The sequence below is a fragment of the Enterobacter sp. HSTU-ASh6 genome, assembly GCF_026319105.1.
In the GTDB taxonomy this organism is placed as follows: domain Bacteria; phylum Pseudomonadota; class Gammaproteobacteria; order Enterobacterales; family Enterobacteriaceae; genus Enterobacter; species Enterobacter sichuanensis.
Window position 1 is genome coordinate 1 of the sequence record NZ_WSPD01000013.1, and the last position, 17,541, is coordinate 17,541.

Consider the following 17,541-nt stretch of genomic DNA (forward strand, 5'->3'; position numbering starts at 1 on the left):
TGCGATGGTGCGGGACAATAAAAAATGGGTGGCAGGTTAGTCGTCAGCCGTTGACTTTAAACACAGCTGCTCACCCCAGCCCTCTCCCACAGGGAGAGGGTTCAAACACTAAAAACGGCAACGTGAGTTGCCGTTTTGCTTTTACCTCCTCTTCCACCATAACACCCCCATCAGCACCACCCCCGGCAACCACACCCACAGCAACTCAGAGATGATCACCTGATGCCCGTACGGCGTGGTATAGCGTGACAGGGCAAACGGCGCGACCTTAATCACCTGCCACGGCGCAAAGAAGCGTTCATCTGACCACGGCCACAGCCAGCCGACGCCTTTTCCGCCTGTCGTAATGGCGTCCAGCAGGCTGTGCGACAGCAATGACACGGTTAAAAACAGCCAGCACCGCGCAAGGCTTGCCCTGAACCATCGTCGGCCGATCAGGACGCACAGTATCGGCACCACGAAGGCAAACAGCAGGGAATGGGTAAAGCCGCGATGGCCGAAAACGTTGCCGTACGCGACACCAAACCTGAAGGCCAGCACGTCGGCATCCGGCAGCATGGCGAGGACAATTCCGGCAAACAGCAGGCGGGGAGGAATGACCCGGGTACCGAGACCTAAGCCCAGGCAAAGCGGAACAGCAGCGTGAGTAATAACGGTAGGCATCGTCTTTATCCATGGCAAATCATGGAACTATAGCAGCCATTACGCGGCAGTTGACCTGTGCTAAATTCTGATTTTACGCCGATTCCCGGGCTATAAGTTGCCCGGAGAGGGTAATGCGCTGCGTTTGCAGCGTCGGCTCTTTCAGCTTGCGGATAATAAGCCCCGCAGCCTGACGCCCGGTCTCGTCGCTGGCGGAGGAGACATAGGTAAACGAGGGCGAGGTGAGGTTAACGTGCAGCATATCTTCGAAACCGACCAGCGCGACCTGCTGCGTCAGAAACACATCTTTGCCCACCGTACGTCCAACCTGATGAATACCGGAGATGGAACCGATCATCGCATCCGGCGAGTGGCAGAGCAGGGCGGTGATGGTGTTGTTTTTCTCCAGCAGCTGACGGGTGGCGATGGCCGCGGCCTGTGTGTCATCGCTACAGGCGGGGGAGCTTTCGTCGCGCCAGACCAGTCCGTTTTGCATCATCGCGCTGCGAAATCCGAGCAGGCGCTGTTCGCGGATAAGACAGCCTTCACGCCCGCCAATGTAGGCGATGTTGCGGTGACCACGTTCGATGAGATAGCGCGCGGCAAGGCTCGCCGCCTGGCGGTTATCGCGCATTACCAGGTTACATTTTTCATCCAGCAGAGACTGCGAGACCACTACCAGCGGCAGCGGACACTGGCGAATCTGCTCCGGCAGGGTGGAGGCGCGCGTATCGGACGCGAGATAGATCACGCCCGCTACGCCCTGTTGCTTAAAGGAGAGCAGGGTACGCTCTAAATGCTCCCGATCGTTCAGCGGCTGGCCGAGAAAAACCATATACCCCTGTTTCTCCAGCTCCTGAACAATGCTTGCCATCACCTTGATGGAAAAGCTGTCGCTAAAGTCACGGAGGATCAGGCCGATCAGGTTGGAGGTGTTGGCGCGAAGATTGGCCGCGGCGACGTTATGAACATAGCCCAGCGTATTGATGGCAGCGTTGACCTTCTCGATCGTTGCCTCTGAGATTTTCCCTTTCTGGCGCAGCACCAGCGAGACGGTTGAGACCGACACGCCCGCGTGCCTGGCGACATCAATAATGCTGACTTTCTTCAAAACCGCTCCCTGAAATTAACCGATTATCAGCCAGATACGACTCGTCTCCCAGCGTACAGGAGACGCGTCGTTGAGGCATCTTATTATTTGCCGATCATGGTGGACATGGTCTGGGCGATAAACTGTGCTCTGGCACCGAAAATCACCTGAATACCGTTGTCGCCGACGAAGACCACGCCGCGCGCGCCGAGTCCGTTCAACCCGTCCCGGTCTACCGCCTCACTTTTTGCCACTTCCAGGCGCAGGCGGGTGATACAGGAGCCGACAGAGTCGATGTTATGCGCGCCGCCCAGCAGGGTAATGATCTCGGTTGCGAGCTCGGAATCTGACTTCTCATCCGCACTGGCGGTGACCTCAGTGCGGCCCGGCGTTTTCACGTCGAAACGGCGGATCACAAAGCGGAACGTGAAGTAATAGATCAGGCCCATTGGAATGCCGATGATAATGGCATTCAGGAAGTTAGTCTGGTAGCCGTTAAATGACGGCAGGATCCCGAATGACAGGTAGTCGATAAAGCCCGCGGAGAACGACTTGGCGATATGCGCATGCAGCAGATACATGGTCATGTAGGCCAGACCAGCCATGATGGCGTTAAAGACGTACAGGATCGGCGCCACGAAGATAAAGGTAAACTCAACCGGTTCGGTGATCCCCGTCAGGAAGCAGGTGAGCGCCGCGGAGAACAGAATACCGGCCGCGATTTTCTTATTTTTAGTGTGCGCTTCGTGGTACATCGCCAGGCATGCGGCGGGCAGCGCGAACAGCATCAGCGGGAATTCACCCTGCATGAACTTACCGGCGTTCTGGTAGGTGTCGCTGCTGAAGGATTTCACCCCCTCTTCCAGCATCTTGAACCAGATGGTCTGATCGCCGTGGATGACCTGGCCTGCCTGGGTGGTGTAATCCCCAAACGAATACCAGAAAGACGGGTACCAGATATGGTGCAGACCGAGCGGGATCAGCGCACGTTCCACCAGACCGAAGATAAAGGTCGACGCAGCCTGATTATCGCCGTTAACCACCACTGAGAGCGCGTCGATACCGGCCTGAATATGCTGCCAGACGTACGGCAGCAGCAGCCCCATCAGGAACGAAAGGAACGCCGTTGCAATCGCCACGAAGCGCTTACCGGAGAAGAAGCCCAGGAACTCCGGCAGCTGCATGGTGTGGAAGCGGTTATAGCACCAGGCGGCGAGAATACCGCAGATCAGGCCACCGAAGACGCCCATCTGCAGCGTCGGGATGCCGACGACCATGGCATACTTTCCGCCCTGAGAAGCCATTTCCGGCGTGATGCTCAGCACGGTGCTGATGGTGATATTGGTGACAAACACCGAAACGGCCGCAGACAGCGCCGCAATACCAGACTCCGACGCCAGACCCACGGCAGAGCCGATAGCAAACAGCATCGGCAGATTATCAAAGATAACCCCGCCCGCGTTCATCATCAGCGGCAGATGAAACTTATCGCCGAAAGCCAGCAACAGGCCCGCAGCGGGAAGCAGTGAAATTGGCAGCATTAAGGCGCGACCAATCATCGATAACTTAGACAGCGATTTAACAAACCCTGATATCAGACTCATGCTGATGTCCCCCCGAGTAGCGCTTTTTTGGCGCTGTTATTGTAAGTAGAACGTTTTAGTAGAACGTTCTACTTATCGTGGGCAAAGCGTGAAAAACGCGCAACTGAATTTTCACTTTTCAGCAGAGGAAATAGTGATTATTTGAAGTGGATCGATAAATAACCGTGATGGGTATGAGGGGATTTTTATCCCCTCTCCCCCTTTGGGGAGAGGGTCAGGGTGAGGGGACTCAGGCCGTAACGGTCACGCTCTGCCCTTCAAAGCTCACGGTCTGGCCCGCGACAATTTTGCAGCGTTTGCGGGTTTCCACCGCGCCGTCCACTAACACCAGCCCGTCGGCAATGGCGATTTTGGCCTGCGCGCCGCTTTCGCTCCAGCCTTCCAGCTTCAGCAGATCGCACAGCTCAACGTGCGGATGTTTACCTAATGAAAAAGTCGCCATCTTACGCGTCCTCTACGTCGTGATATTCTTCGCATGCCTGCAACGTATTCTGAATCAGGGTTGCAACGGTCATCGGGCCTACGCCGCCCGGAACCGGCGTGATGTAAGAGGCGCGAGCCGCGGCATCTTCGTACACCACGTCGCCGACCACCTTGCCGTTTTCCAGACGGTTAATCCCGACGTCCACGACAATCGCCCCCTCTTTAATCCATTCGCCTGGAATAAAGCCCGGCTTACCGACGGCGACGATCAGCAGATCGGCGTTCTCGACGTGGTGACGCAGGTTTTTGGTAAAGCGATGGGTCACGGTGGTGGTGCAGCCGGCCAGCAGCAGCTCCATGCTCATCGGACGGCCCACGATGTTGGACGCGCCGATAACCACAGCGTTCAGACCGTAGGTGTCGATGTTATAACGCTCCAGCAGCGTCACGATACCGCGCGGCGTGCACGGACGCAGACGCGGCGCGCGCTGGCACAGACGGCCAACGTTGTACGGGTGGAAACCGTCAACGTCTTTATCCGGCGCGATACGCTCCAGCACCTTCACGTTGTCGATGCCTGCAGGCAGCGGCAGCTGAACCAGAATACCGTCGATCGCTTTATCGGCATTCAGGGTGTCAATCAGTTCCAGCAGTTCTGCTTCGGTGGTGGTTTCTGGCAAATCGTAAGAGCGGGAGACGAAGCCCACCTCTTCACACGCTTTGCGTTTGCTGCCGACATAAATCTGCGATGCCGGGTTGCTACCAACCAGCACAACGGCCAGCCCGGGGGCGCGCTTTCCGGCCGCTTTACGCGCCTTCACTTTTTCCGCGACCTCAGAGCGCACCTGCTGCGCAATCGTTTTACCGTCAATAATCTTTGCTGCCATCAGAGAGAAGATTCCGTCTGTAACGTTCGAAAGGGGGGATGCCCTGTATTTTGTCAGAAGCGAGCGCCGCTGTCAGTCACCCTTTGCGAGATTTCATCAGTGGGGCCTAAAGACCCTGCTTAAGGGATGGTCAATTTCTTAGGCGGGATTAGGATGTAACCTGGCGAAATGGCAGTGTTTTGACATATTTAAAAAACACTTCCTGAGCTACTTTGTCTCCTCCGAAATAAGCTTTCAATTCATCAATTGAACGTATTTCTTATTCCCGATTATTCGCGGGAAGGGTTATTTACATTTTAAAGGAATAGACATGAAACTCAGCAACATTGCTTCTACTGTTATTGCCACATTTGCCCTGGTAGCGGGTGCCGCAAATGCAGCAGATCCTGTTACCCCGGTTTCCGTAAATGGCGGTACCGTACATTTTAAAGGTGAGCTGGTTAACGCTGCTTGTTCAGTAAATACGGATTCTTCCGAGCAGACCGTTAATCTGGGTCAGTATCGTACCGCGAAATTCACTAAAGTGGGCGACACCACCTCTAATATTCCATTCAGCATCGAACTGAACGACTGCGATCCGCTGGTGGCCAAAACCGCAGCCGTTGCGTTCACCGGTCAGATCGACCCAACCGACAAAACCCTGCTGGCCGTGAGCTCCGGTAGCAACGACAACACCGCGAAAGGCGTAGGTATCGAAATCCTCGACAGCAAATCCAGCGTTCTGACGCCAGACGGTGCGACCTTCTCTGCCGCGCAGACCCTGATCGAAGGGACTAACACCCTGAAATTCACCGCGCGTTATAAGTCAACGGCTGCAACCACCGAGCCAGGCCAGGCGAACGCTGACGCCACCTTCGTAATGAAATACGAGTAATTCCTCCGCACAGGGATGTTCAGGCCTCACGGACGAGGCCCGTCATACGCTAAAGCCAGGAACGAAGGATGACAAGGACTGGAACACTACTGCTGTTAACCCTTGCGATGGCTGGCCCGGTATCAGCGCATACCGTGGTGATCGACGGGGGCAAAGTGCATCTCAGAGGTGAGCTGGTGAACGGCGGCTGCGCCGTGGCGCCGGACAGCCAGAATATGCGCATCGACATGGGGCAGTACCGAACCAACTCATTTTCCGGTGTGGGCAGTTTTTCTACGGTGAACGTGCCCTTTACCGTGCGGCTGCTGGACTGCAGCGTTGATGTCTCGCGTACCGTGGGGATCCAGTTTCAGGGCGTCACGCCCGCAGAAGATCCGCAGGTTTTCCTGGCAACATCGCGGCCAGGTGAGACACCTGTCAGCAGCGGCGTGGGCCTGGCGCTCTTTGACGAACAGCAGCGTCAGATTATCCCTAATGCTCCGGCCGTCAGCTGGCTGCCGGTCGATACCCGTGAGCTCACGTTCCATTTTAGCGCCCGCTATCGGGCAATTTCCGAACATCTCGAGCCAGGCAAAATTCAGTCGGATGTCTGGTTTACGTTGATTTATCCCTGACACCTGCGAACACATTATTAAAGGTACGGTTGTGATGAATACCCGAATTAAACCAGGACTTTTTTTAGCGTTTATTTTAATGATGGTTTCTGCATGCGCGAATGCGTCCGGCGGTATTGCGCTGGGGGCCACCCGCGTTATTTACCCGGCCGATGCGAAGCAAACATCGCTGGCGATCACCAACAGCAATAAACAAGAACGCTATTTAATTAACGCGTGGATCGAAAATGCAAACGGGCAAAAAGAAAAAACCTTTGCCGTCACCCCGCCATTGTTTGTGAGCGAGCCGGACAGTGAAAACACGCTGCGTATTATTTATGCCGGACCTGCACTGCCTGCCGACCGCGAATCGCTCTTTTACATGAACGTGAAGGCGATCCCGTCAGTGAACAAAGCGAAAACGGAAAACAATAACGTGCTGCAGCTGGCGATCCTCTCGCGCATCAAGCTGTTTGTGCGCCCGAACAACCTGGCGATGCAGCCGGAAGAGGCGCTTTCCCAGCTGCGGTTTGAGCGTGCGGGTAACCATCTTAAAGTCAGCAACGCTTCACCGTATTACATCACCCTGGTCAATCTGAAGCTGGGGGGCAAGCCGCTGGATAACCTGATGGTGGCGCCAAAAAGCGCGGCGCAGCAGGTGTTGCCAGCCGGTGCCGGCGGCACGCTCTCCTGGCAGAGCGTGAATGACTACGGTGCCATCACACCGGCGCGTAGCGTTAACCTGTGAGCAGAGTCAGGGCGATGAAAAACCACCAGAGACGTTACTGCCCGGTTGCGCTGGCGCTGATGGCGGCGCTCTGGCCACAGGCTGGCTGGAGCGAAAGTTACTTCAACCCGGCCTTCCTCTCCGACGACGCCGCCAGCGTGGCGGATTTGTCGCGTTTTGAACAAGGGCACCAGCAGGCACCCGGCGTTTATCGCGTGGATATCTGGCGTAACGATGAGTTTATCGGCACCCAGGACGTGCGTTTTGAGCAGGCCGGGGACGCGCCGCCGGTAGCGGGCGGGTTGTCGGCGTGTATTACGCGCGCGATGCTCGATCGCTTTGGCGTGAATGTGGCAGCGTTTCCCGAGCTGGCTAAGGTGCAGGGCGAGACCTGCGTGCCGTTGACCACGGCTATACCCGGCAGCGAAACGGTATTTAACTTTGCCTCGCAGCGTCTGAACGTCAGCCTGCCGCAGGTGGCGTTGCAGAACAGCGCCCGGGGCTACATTCCGCCTGAACAGTGGGATGAAGGCATCCCCGCCGCTCTGGTGAACTACAGCTTCACGGGCAACCGGGGAAGCGAAGATGACAGCTACTACCTGAACCTGCAGAGCGGCCTGAACTACGGCGCCTGGCGTTTACGAAATAATGGAGCCTGGCGCTACACGCAGACTAACGGGCAGCGCCACAACGAGTGGCAGAACATTGGCACCTGGGCGCAGCGCACCGTTATCCCGCTGAAAAGTGAACTGGTGCTGGGCGACAGCAATACCGGGAATGACGTTTTTGACAGCGTCGGTTTTCGCGGCGGGCGGCTTTTCTCGTCTGACAGCATGTACCCGGACAGCCTGCAGGGCTACGCACCTACCGTGCGCGGGATTGCCCGGACGCCCGCCAAAGTGGTGGTGCGTCAGAACGGCTACGTGATCTATCAAAGCTACGTACAGCCCGGCGCATTCGCTATTAGCGATCTCAACCCGACCTCCTCAAGCGGTGACCTTGAGGTGACGGTTGAAGAGAAAGACGGCACCCAGCAGCGTTATACCGTGCCGTACTCCACCGTGCCGCTTCTGCAGCGTGAAGGGCGCTGGAAGTATGACCTGGTGGCCGGGGATTACCGCAGTGGCAACAGCGATCAGGATACGCCGTTCTTCACCCAGGGCACCCTGATTACCGGCCTTGCCAACGGCTACACGCTCTACGGCGGCACGCAGCTCGCGTCACGCTATACCGCGGTGGCCATCGGGGCCGGTAAAAACCTCGGTGACTGGGGAGCGGTCTCGCTCGATATTACCCATGCCCGCAGCCAGCTTGCGGACGACAGCAAACATGAGGGGCAGTCTCTGCGCTTCCTCTACGCGAAATCCCTTAACGGCTTCGGCACCAACTTCCAGCTGCTGGGCTACCGCTACTCCACAAAAGGGTTTTATACCCTGGACGATGTCGCCTGGCGCTCAATGGAAGGCTATCAGTATGCCGACAGCCAGGACGATAACGATGTGCCGGACGTGCAGAGTTACCACAACCTGACGTGGAATAAAAAAGGCCGCTTCCAGCTCAACGTTTCTCAGTCGTTGGGAGATTACGGCTCGGTGTATATCTCCGGCAGCGAGCAAACCTACTGGGGAACTGACGAGTCGAACCTCTGGTATCAGCTGGGGTACGCGGGGGGCGTGAAGGGGATCAACTACTCCGTTTCATGGTCGTGGAACAAATCCGTCGGGATCGACGGTACCGACCGGATCGCCTCGTTTAACGTCTCCGTGCCGTTCAGCCTCTTTACCCGTCAGGGTTATCGTCGGGACAGCGCCATCGACAGGGCCTACGCCACGGCATCCGCCAGTCGAAACAGCGATGGCGACACGAGCTGGCAAACCGGGGTCAGCGGAACGTTGCTGGAGGATCGCAACCTGAACTACAGCGTGACCCAGGGACACACCAGCACCAATGGCTCAAGCGGAAGCGCCAGCGCCAACTGGCAGGCGACCTACGGCACGCTGGGCGTGGGCTACAACTACAGCCGCGATCAGCACGATCTCAACTGGCAGCTCTCCGGCGGGGTGGTCGGCCATGCTGACGGCGTGACCTTCAGCCAGCCGCTGGGTGACACCAACGTGCTGATCAAAGCCCCGGGGGCATCCGGCGTCAGCATCGAGAACCAGACCGGCGTGAAAACCGACTGGCGAGGCTATGCGGTGATGCCGTATGCCACCGTCTACCGCTATAACCGCGTGGCGCTGGATACCAACACCATGAGTAACAACACCGATATCGAAAATAACGTGAGCAGCGTGGTGCCGACCAAAGGCGCGCTGGTGCGCGCCAGCTTTGATACCCGCATCGGCGTGCGCGCTCTGCTGACGGTGACGCGCGGCAACCAGCCCGTGCCGTTTGGCGCGGTGGTCCGCGAAACGCAAAGCGGGGTGACCAGCATGGTAGGGGATGACGGGCAGATTTACCTGAGTGGGCTGCCGCTGGAAGGCGAACTGCTGATCCAGTGGGGCGACGGGGCGCAGTCTCAGTGTCGCGCTCACTATCGCTTATCGCCTGAAAGTCAGAACCAGGCCATTACTATGGCGGGGGCCAGCTGTGATCGTTAACGGGGATCTTAAGATGCGCATTTTACGCAACGTAATGAGCTTTGCGCTGCTGTGCAGCGCGATGCCCGCCTGGGCAACGATTTGTCAGAACGCCAATGGGGTGGCGAAGGATATCTCCTACGATCTCTCAAACGTTTTTAACAGCTCCAATAACAAGCCTGGGCAGATTGTGACCCTGGCGCAAAAGTCCGGGCTGGTCGGCGTGAATGCCATATGTCCCAGAGGGACGACAGGCAAGTCCACCATGCGTAGCTACGTCACCAGTCTGCCGATAACGACGGTGATTGATAGCTACAAGTATGTGAAGCTCAATGACTATCTTGATGGCGCGATGCAGATCCACGATGACTTCGCGGGGACGTTCTATCCGCCGGCGAACTACATCCAGATGGGGGAGCACCCTAACGTTCCAAAGAACAAGGCGTTTCCGGTTACCGACTCAAAGCTGGTCTTTCGCCTGAGAGTCACCCGACGGTTTATCAACATGGTGGTGATCCCGAAACGGACCATGTTCACCGTATATGTGACCACCACGCCATCTGACTCCCTGAATACGCCGGTGTATACCATCAGCTATAGCGGTACCATTCAGGTGCCACAAAGCTGCGCGATAAATGCCGGGCAGGTGGTGGAGTTCGATTTTGGCGATATTGGCGCATCGTTGTTCAGCCAGGCGGGTGCCGGAAACCGTCCCCAGAAAGTCTCGCCACAAAGTAAAACCATTGCCATTAAGTGTACGAATGTGGAGGCCAATGCGTATCTGACGATGCGTATCGAGGCGGAAAAAATCGCTGGCAATGCGCTGGTTTCCGATAACCCCGATCTGGGATTTGTGGTGGCGAACGATAGCGGCACGCCTCTGACGCCTAACAACCTGAACAGCAAAATTCCGTTCCGCCTGGATGACAGTGCACAGGCGCAGGTGGGGATCCGGGTCTGGCCGGTAAGCATTACCGGGAATAAACCCGCAGAAGGCCGGTTCACCTCTCGCGGCTATCTCCGCGTGGATTACGATTAAGGGGGAGAGATGCGGAACTGGAAAGGACATGTTACTGCGCTGGCGCTGGTGATGTTTCAGACCAACGCGTGGTCAGCGACAGCACTGGGCGAGATCAATATTCAGATGTCCGGCAATATTGTCGATTTTACCTGCGTCGCGGAGGGCAGCGACAGCGACAAAACCGTCACGCTGGGCACCTGGCCCACCAAACAGCTGAGCACTACCGGGAGCCGTACGCAGCCTATGCCGTTTACCCTGAAGCTGACTGGCTGTCCGCCGGGTGCAGCCTCGATTACGTTTTCGGGCAAAGCCGACGGGAGCAATAACGGTTTGCTGGCGCTGAATGACGCCAGTACGGCAAGTCATGTCGCGGTTGAGATCAGGGATGCGGATAAAACGCGACTGGCTCTCCAGCAGGCCAGCCAGTCGGTCCCGGTTGACGCGCTGGGGAATGCGACATTGTCGTTTTATGCCAATTATATCGCCACTGCAGATAACCCTCAGCCCGGACGGGCTGATGCGGATGCGACCTTCATGATTAATTATAATTAACACTGACCGCACTCCCTGAAGCTCAGATAAGCTGCAGGGAGTGAATTCAGGTTATAGCAGTTCGTGCGCTTTGGCGTAATCAATTAATTCCACGATGCTCTGCACACCCAGCTTGGAATAAATATTGGATTTGTGCGCACTAATGGTCTTGTTGCTTAATAGTAGCTGCTCAGCAATTTCCTTATTGGATAATCCATTCGCCAGATAACGTAATACCGTGACCTCACGATTCGATAATGGCATATCTGCTGCCATTCCTTTCCCCGAACCCAGATGATTAATAAAGTTCAGCGTTTCTGACGGGAAAAATGAATAGCCCATCAGGATCATTTCTACTGCGTTGTAGATCTCACCCAAATCTTTTCGTTTACTGACAAAACCATTTGCTCCGGCGCGAATGGCGCGACCTGCGTAAAATGACTCAGATTTAGACGAGAGGAACAGAACCTTGATGTCCTTGTTTAAGTTCCTGATTCTCTTTAGTAAAGCAAAGGCATCCGTGCCCGTGAGTTCAATGTCAAGGATCACCAGATCGATAGGGTGATTGCGGATACAGTCAAGGACTTCATGGCTATCGCCAGACTTCAGCTTGACGACGATATTCTTATTTTTCTGTAGCAGGACTTCTATCGACATTCTGACGATAGGATGTTCGTCCATAATGATAACGGATGCCGGTTTCATTTTTAATGCCTCAGATTGTTAAAAGCGTTATGCAGAGTTTGTAAAACTCTCGAAATGCCGGAAGGATAAAAGTGCAGATCCCTATACCGTAGTATTTCCCTGGAAAGAGCGAAAGCATCCTTGTTGACGTAGTGAAAAGAACTATGCCTCAGCGCGGTCATCTCATTTGGCTGGTGTTGGCAAAAAGGTATTTCTTATTCATATTTGATACGCTTCTTATTATACCGTGTAAGTTTTTTCCGAAAACCCTGTAAATTAATCGCAGGGTATTGGTTTATATTATCTTCTGGATCTGAATCGCTATTTTTTTAAAATTAGCGGAAATATCCTGTTATCCCATTTACCGCATATTTTCATCTTTATGTAATAACAAAAAATAACAGATATCTCTTTGTGTTAATTTATTGTTAACAAAAACGCGCGTTATTTCAGAGGACGAACCCGCGATGATGAGGTGAAAAATTGACCTCACGGGCCGTCAAACCTTCATCTGAAAGTGCCCGGGTTAACCCGGAGAAACGCCTCTGTTGCACAGGAGAACATGCTACCTGCTTCGCTTCTTACTCCAGGGCGCTGCCGCTAAGCTGCTTGTTTTTACATCATTATCATCCTGTTAACGCTTTCTCCATTCACTTAACGGATGGAGGAAAGTACTGTAATTCCTTCAATTTGTGGCATTTCACAAGGTTTGCGCCCATAAATTAGGAATAGTTGTAATTTCGAATTTAATGTTAAAAATTAACATTTTTGCAACGTTAATGGTAAGTAAATTCCTAAAGCGCTTTAGGAAATAAGGGGTTAGCGCGTGGGTTAAAACGTGCAGTCTGAGAGGTTATTAAGAAGGTGTATCAATTCCTGGCGATGGCTCAGCCCCAGTTTCAGCAGAATGCAGCTGAGACGATAGATAATGCGGCTATAGGGACGGTTCTGCATAAGGGCAATCTGACGTAGCGTCTTGCCCCGGGAGAGTTCCTGCAGGATTGGCCATTCGTTGCGGGAGAACCACTCTTTGTCGGAGCCCTGAGGGGGGCTGGTATTCAGCAGGCTATGCTGGAGGGCTGTGGCGTTCAGCTGGCGTTCGAGCACATGAAAAGGGCCCGCCGCTTTGCAGAAGAGACGGGTATCGTAGTTATCAGCCCGGACTAACAGCCAGGGGGTAAGGAAAGGCGGAAACAGGCTATGCCTTCGCAGCTGATCCAGTTTATCCAGAAGGCCCGTGGAGCGGCTTTCGATATCGACGACCAGACGGGCTGATGGCCACTGTGTCTGGGCGACAAGGGCGTCGTCCAGCGTGGCGTAGTCGCAGCAGCTGCTCAGGGGAAACTGCCCGTTGAGAAAACCGGTGCGCAGGAAGTGATCGTCCGTCACCAGAATGATAAACGGGGCATCTGTTTTGCGGGGCTGGCTGATGGACTGGCTCAAAAACTCGAGCCGGTCGAAAAAGGGGGGAGTAAAAGGTGAGCGCGTAAATCCCAGTGCATCACTTCCTGTACGCCGCCGCCGGTAACGGCGCACTGTCATTCGCATGGCCTCCCTCCTGGAAATGGCGTTTTAATCCTCCGGCCATGTCCAGGACGGCCAGTAATATCCCTGGCCGAGATCGGCGCCTGCCTCCATTGCCCAGGTACGATCGCGTTCAGTCTCAATACCTTCGATAAGCACGTGCCCGGCAAGCTGAAAGCAGCGGGAAACCAGTTGCCTCAGCGCAGGGGTGTCGCGTAAACGCCAGAATGCTTCCTTATCTATTTTGATGCCGCTTAACGGAAGCCGGCTGGATAAAAACGACTGCACCAGGATCTCATCTACGTCATCCAGCCAGACAGCGTGCCCCCGGTTTCTGAGCTGCATCAGATTCTCAATGACGCGCTGCTTCTGTGCGGCACACAGCGCCAGAAACGTTGCGGGGTCGACAATCTCAATATGGAGCGGCGCGCCAGGCAGCCTGATAAGCCGCTGAAAAGGCGCAGACTCTGTCAGGACGGTTATCGGCAGATTAATAAAAAGGTTATGACCGCGCGGCGTATTTTTTAACGCAGCAAGCTGTGCTTCAAGCAGCGATATCGACCACTCTGCAGACCGCTCGCCGAAAAATCCCTCACTGTACCGTGATTCACTGAGGACGCTGAGGACCTCCACCCCCACCTGGTGCATAGAGCGGAGGGCGACGATGGGCTCAAGCTTGATGCCGACGATCTCCTGAGAGATGTATTCTAACCGGGGGGGCGTATCGATCAGGTTGTGCGCTGTCACTCCATTGTCCTGTTGTCTGTCAGCCTCCAGGCGGCCGGGTTACCTCTCTCTAGTGTGACGAGCTGACGTTCAGGAAAACAGCAGGCGTTACTTAAATGCAACTAAGCCTTTTCGCAGCAGGAAATTGTACGGGAGAAAGGCGGGGGAATGGAGAAAAAACAGTCATATTTACAATCAGCTAGCCCTAATCAGGGGAGAAAACGGAAAAGGCATTGACTCACCTGCCATTGACCGTATAATTCTTCGCGTTTCACCGCCGCGAAGTTCACTCTTCTCAGTGCGCCCTTAGCTCAGTTGGATAGAGCAACGGCCTTCTAAGCCGTAGGTCGTAGGTTCGAATCCTACAGGGCGTGCCATTTCATCTCCGCACGTTTTTATTCATCGAGATTACCCACGCTATGAAGGTTCTCAGCGGTGCTGGCAGATGTTTTCGGCTCGGGTAGTAAATACAAAAATTATCAGCGGGATAGGTATAATCCGCTAGCAAACGGACAAGCTTGTTGTCGCTAATTTTATCCTTAACCAGCCCCTCATAAACAAACGCAATCCCTAACCCAACTTCAGCAGCCTGAATCATTGCCGCGTCTGAATCTACAACCAAATCGCCATTAACAGATACCTCCATTTTTTCCCCTTGTGGATCGATAAACTCCCAGCGGTATAGCTGACCATCAGGAAAGCAGCGATTTATACACCTGAATTTTACCAGATCTTTTGGGGAGCCGGGCTGTCCTGCTTTTTCCAAAAATTCAGGGCTGGCAACAGGAATAAGAGTCATCTTGCCTCCAAATGGAATCGCAACCATATCCTTAGGAACATCTTGTGTATAACGTATGCCGACATCGAAACCCGCATCGATAATGTTTATTTTTTTGTCTGTGGTGAATAACGCCAGGTTAATACCCGGGTAATCATTTTTAAACTTAACGAAATGGCTTTGAAAAAAGAGATCAAGCACGATCCGGGGTAAGTTGATTCTGATGACGCCCTCTGGTTGTTCCTTATGGTCGTTAAGATTATCAATGACGCGCCTGTAGTCATTCAGGACTGGCGTCACGTCATCAAGAAACGCTTTACCGACAGCGGTCAAAGACAAGCTCCGGGTGGAACGATTTAAAAGTCTAACCCCAAGTTTTTCTTCAAGATTATTTATGGTAACCGTTAATGTCGGCGCTGAAACATTTAATTCTTTTGCGGCTTTACGAAAACTTCCATGTTTTACAATAAGAAGTAATATTTCTATGTGTTGCAATTCTGGCGCGTTTTTCATTGTTAATTTCCATGGAATACTGCATTAAAAATATACTAATTGTTATGCGCTAATAATGGAAGTATATATTTCCTGCGATTTATCAAAAGAGGAATATAAGATGCAAACACGTTATCTGGGAAAAGAAAAATTTCAGGTGTCAGCACTGGGATTGGGTTGTATGGGGATGAGTTTTGCCTATGGTGGCGCCGAAGAATCCGAGGCGATCAATACCATTCGTGCTGCGGTGGATTTGGGCGTCACCTTCCTTGATTCCGCAGAAGTCTACGGCCCTTATGATAATGAAATCCTGGTTGGAAAAGCGATTAAAGGCATTCGCGATAAGGTACAGATTGCGACTAAATTTGGTTTTCGCATCCTTGCCTCCGGGCAGGGGCTTGAGCGTATGGCAGGCGTTGACAGCCGGCCTGAACATATTCGCGAAGCGGTGGAAGGCTCACTTAAACGTCTCAATATTGATACTATCGATCTGCTTTATCAGCACCGCGTCGACCCGGCAGTCCCTGTTGAAGACGTCGTGGGAACAATGGCTGATTTAATCAAGGAAGGGAAAATTCGCCATATCGGACTTTCAGAAGTATCAGCTGACACGTTACGCCGGGCCTGCAAAATTTATCCCATTACCGCCGTCCAGACTGAGTATTCGCTCTGGACTCGCGAGCCGGAGAAAGGCATTCTCAACGCTTGCCGCGAGTTAGGCGTTGGGTTTGTACCCTATAGCCCGTTGGGGCGCGGTTTTTTAACCGGAAAAATTACAGACAATTCAGGCTTTGGCGAGGATGATTTTCGGCGCAACCTGCCTCGCTTCCAGAAAGCAGCGATGCGGAAAAACCAACTGCTGCTCTATCAGCTGCAGGATATAGCGGATAAATACCATTGTTCTCTTGCACAACTGGCACTGGCGTGGGTGATGAGCAAAGGAGAGGATATTGTTCCCATTCCGGGGGCCCGAAAAATAGCGCATTTACAGGATAATGCAGGTGCGGTCAGCCTTAACCTTTCCGATTCTGATATTAAGATCGTTGACCATATCTTTACGCCTGAGAATATCCAGGGGCAAAGATATAACCAGAGTGATTTTAATTTAATCGATAAATAACGCCCCGCATTAAATTCTCCCGCTTCGCTGGCGGGAGAGTGGTTAATCTGTGCATTAAATATCGTAATAATAAATAGGTGGCGGGTACCTGATACTACTCTTGAAGTAATGAATAGCATGAGCATAATTGTTCCAAATGAGACTTATGTTCAACGTTTTCATGATGACACTGAACAATGGCTTAATGATAATGCATCATACATTTTTGCGATGTATGGGGATTATGAACCTCACCCCCCAATATGTTGAATATATCAAAAACCTTAGAGAATTATTAATTGCTCCAGAGCAAAAACATTAATTCGTTTGATAAAGGCTTCGATTGTTTAGTTATCCGGCATATTAAACCTGAAATGAATAATTCACATAGAAAGGGCCTGACAAGGCCCTTACTTTTCTGCATCAAGATAACGGCAAGCCTGCGCGGATATCATCGTGAGGAACTGCTTTGCAGTTATCCCCCATAAAGATGGGTCAAAATCGAACCTATACAAATTGAGAAACTCAAGCTCCACATCTTCATTTCTGTTGATAAAATTATTGCAATCCTCAATCAGACCCTTTGCATGTTCTGGTCCTTCGCACTTCAGATATTCTTCCATCACCTCTTCGATGGTCTCGCCAGACAAATCATAATCCTGGTTAAAGTACGCAGCCATTAGATGATCCAGAAATTTATTAATCATGATTTATCTCAGCACCGGGAAAGCAGTCAGTACATAGTACGGTTTGTTGTTATAAAACTGAAGTTCAAGTACAACACGCAATTTATGCGATTTGATTATAGGGCCAGTAGCATACTCAATGCCAAAGCCAATTTCCTTGCCTGCAAAAAAATCGATGTTCAATTTTGAACCAGATCTCGCCGTTTTGGCCCAGTTCCTTATGTAAGACGCATTAAATTTTAGCGCGCGGGAAATGACATCCTCAGCTATGTGTTTGTTATAAAAAGTACTATTTCCAGAAAGTGTGGGTCTGTTGGCTAATCTTGTTCTGATGTCTGCTTCACTTAACCCAACAAACGATTCTGCAGTGTCTCCGCTTCAGTTACTGTGTTATCTGATAACACGGCAGCCATCTGAACCGGAGACATAACTACCTGTAATCCTTCACTCATACTAATGCTCCGACTATTTTATGCCTCAATGATAAAAAGTATTAGTGCGTTGCGCAAATGCGGGAATTTCTTTACGGCATTGTTCTTTTCGAGGAGGGAGGTGTTCATCGTGCACACCATCAGGTTCGG

At 52.9% G+C, this 17,541-nt stretch carries 18 protein-coding genes and 1 tRNA gene; 8 read left to right on the forward strand and 11 right to left on the reverse strand.

The features are described from left to right. Positions 1 to 141: 141 nt before the first annotated feature. The 5 genes from GM298_RS15915 to folD all read right to left on the reverse strand — a co-directional run bounded on the left by GM298_RS15915 (position 142) and on the right by folD (position 4,646). On the reverse strand, positions 142 to 663 hold the full coding sequence (locus tag GM298_RS15915) for a metal-dependent hydrolase (RefSeq protein ID WP_045286675.1): 522 nt from the start codon (positions 661 to 663) through the stop codon (positions 142 to 144). A 73-nt stretch (positions 664 to 736) separates the two neighbouring features. Then, entirely contained in the window at positions 737 to 1,753 is a 1,017-nt protein-coding gene (malI, locus tag GM298_RS15920; RefSeq protein WP_025756121.1) for a Mal regulon transcriptional regulator MalI, read from the reverse strand. An 83-nt stretch (positions 1,754 to 1,836) separates the two neighbouring features. Continuing rightward, entirely contained in the window at positions 1,837 to 3,336 is a 1,500-nt protein-coding gene (locus GM298_RS15925) for a PTS transporter subunit EIIC (RefSeq protein ID WP_126800461.1), read from the reverse strand. A 229-nt stretch (positions 3,337 to 3,565) separates the two neighbouring features. Continuing rightward, entirely contained in the window at positions 3,566 to 3,778 is a 213-nt protein-coding gene (gene ybcJ, locus GM298_RS15930) for a ribosome-associated protein YbcJ (protein WP_045286674.1), read from the reverse strand. Position 3,779: 1 nt separating this feature from the next. Continuing rightward, a complete protein-coding gene (folD, locus tag GM298_RS15935) occupies positions 3,780 to 4,646 on the reverse strand; it encodes a bifunctional methylenetetrahydrofolate dehydrogenase/methenyltetrahydrofolate cyclohydrolase FolD (RefSeq protein ID WP_025756118.1) in 867 nt (288 codons plus the stop codon). 310 nt (positions 4,647 to 4,956) lie between these two features. Here folD and fimA point away from each other — a divergent pair, with 310 nt between their 5' ends. The 6 genes from fimA (at position 4,957) to sfmF (ending at position 10,992) form a co-directional block, all read left to right on the forward strand. Further along, the gene (gene fimA, locus GM298_RS15940) at positions 4,957 to 5,520 is read left to right on the forward strand and encodes a type 1 fimbrial major subunit FimA (protein WP_025756117.1); all 564 of its coding nucleotides are present in this window, start codon (positions 4,957 to 4,959) and stop codon (positions 5,518 to 5,520) included. 68 nt (positions 5,521 to 5,588) lie between these two features. Continuing rightward, positions 5,589 to 6,134, forward strand: a complete 546-nt coding sequence (gene fimI, locus GM298_RS15945; RefSeq protein WP_025756116.1) for a type 1 fimbrial protein subunit FimI — start codon at positions 5,589 to 5,591, stop codon at positions 6,132 to 6,134. Between the two features lie 34 nt (positions 6,135 to 6,168). Further along, complete coding sequence (gene fimC / locus GM298_RS15950) at positions 6,169 to 6,861, forward strand: type 1 fimbria chaperone FimC (RefSeq protein WP_045286673.1); 693 nt, start codon at positions 6,169 to 6,171, stop codon at positions 6,859 to 6,861. 14 nt (positions 6,862 to 6,875) lie between these two features. Further along, positions 6,876 to 9,440 (forward strand): fimbrial biogenesis usher protein, encoded by a 2,565-nt coding sequence (locus tag GM298_RS15955; protein ID WP_266154494.1) that lies wholly within the window; start codon positions 6,876 to 6,878, stop codon positions 9,438 to 9,440. Between the two features lie 13 nt (positions 9,441 to 9,453). Then, entirely contained in the window at positions 9,454 to 10,458 is a 1,005-nt protein-coding gene (gene fimH, locus GM298_RS15960; protein WP_025756113.1) for a type 1 fimbria D-mannose specific adhesin FimH, read from the forward strand. Positions 10,459 to 10,467: 9 nt separating this feature from the next. Continuing rightward, positions 10,468 to 10,992, forward strand: coding sequence for a fimbria assembly protein (gene sfmF, locus GM298_RS15965; RefSeq protein ID WP_025756112.1), 525 nt, complete (start codon positions 10,468 to 10,470; stop codon positions 10,990 to 10,992). A gap of 51 nt (positions 10,993 to 11,043) precedes the next feature. On the opposite strand, the gene fimZ is transcribed toward sfmF, so the two are convergent. From fimZ to GM298_RS15980, 3 genes are all read right to left on the reverse strand, one after another. Beyond that, a complete protein-coding gene (gene fimZ / locus GM298_RS15970; protein ID WP_025756111.1) occupies positions 11,044 to 11,676 on the reverse strand; it encodes a fimbria biosynthesis transcriptional regulator FimZ in 633 nt (210 codons plus the stop codon). An 810-nt stretch (positions 11,677 to 12,486) separates the two neighbouring features. Continuing rightward, positions 12,487 to 13,203, reverse strand: coding sequence for a helix-turn-helix transcriptional regulator (locus GM298_RS15975; protein ID WP_128338590.1), 717 nt, complete (start codon positions 13,201 to 13,203; stop codon positions 12,487 to 12,489). A 24-nt stretch (positions 13,204 to 13,227) separates the two neighbouring features. After that, a complete protein-coding gene (locus GM298_RS15980) occupies positions 13,228 to 13,926 on the reverse strand; it encodes an EAL domain-containing protein (protein ID WP_252087674.1) in 699 nt (232 codons plus the stop codon). Positions 13,927 to 14,205: 279 nt separating this feature from the next. Here GM298_RS15980 and GM298_RS15985 point away from each other — a divergent pair. Beyond that, positions 14,206 to 14,282, forward strand: a tRNA-Arg gene (locus GM298_RS15985). 2 nt (positions 14,283 to 14,284) lie between these two features. Here GM298_RS15985 and GM298_RS15990 read toward each other — a convergent pair. Next, entirely contained in the window at positions 14,285 to 15,196 is a 912-nt protein-coding gene (locus GM298_RS15990) for a LysR family transcriptional regulator (RefSeq protein ID WP_045286113.1), read from the reverse strand. 100 nt (positions 15,197 to 15,296) lie between these two features. Between GM298_RS15990 and GM298_RS15995 the strand changes: the two genes are divergently transcribed. Then, on the forward strand, positions 15,297 to 16,295 hold the full coding sequence (locus GM298_RS15995; protein WP_266154498.1) for an aldo/keto reductase: 999 nt from the start codon (positions 15,297 to 15,299) through the stop codon (positions 16,293 to 16,295). Between the two features lie 389 nt (positions 16,296 to 16,684). On the opposite strand, the gene GM298_RS16000 is transcribed toward GM298_RS15995, so the two are convergent. Both GM298_RS16000 and GM298_RS16005 read right to left on the reverse strand, forming a co-directional pair. After that, on the reverse strand, positions 16,685 to 16,981 hold the full coding sequence (locus GM298_RS16000; RefSeq protein ID WP_266154501.1) for a contact-dependent growth inhibition system immunity protein: 297 nt from the start codon (positions 16,979 to 16,981) through the stop codon (positions 16,685 to 16,687). A 3-nt stretch (positions 16,982 to 16,984) separates the two neighbouring features. Then, a complete protein-coding gene (locus tag GM298_RS16005) occupies positions 16,985 to 17,293 on the reverse strand; it encodes an RNase A-like domain-containing protein (RefSeq protein WP_238380441.1) in 309 nt (102 codons plus the stop codon). Positions 17,294 to 17,541: the final 248 nt, after the last annotated feature.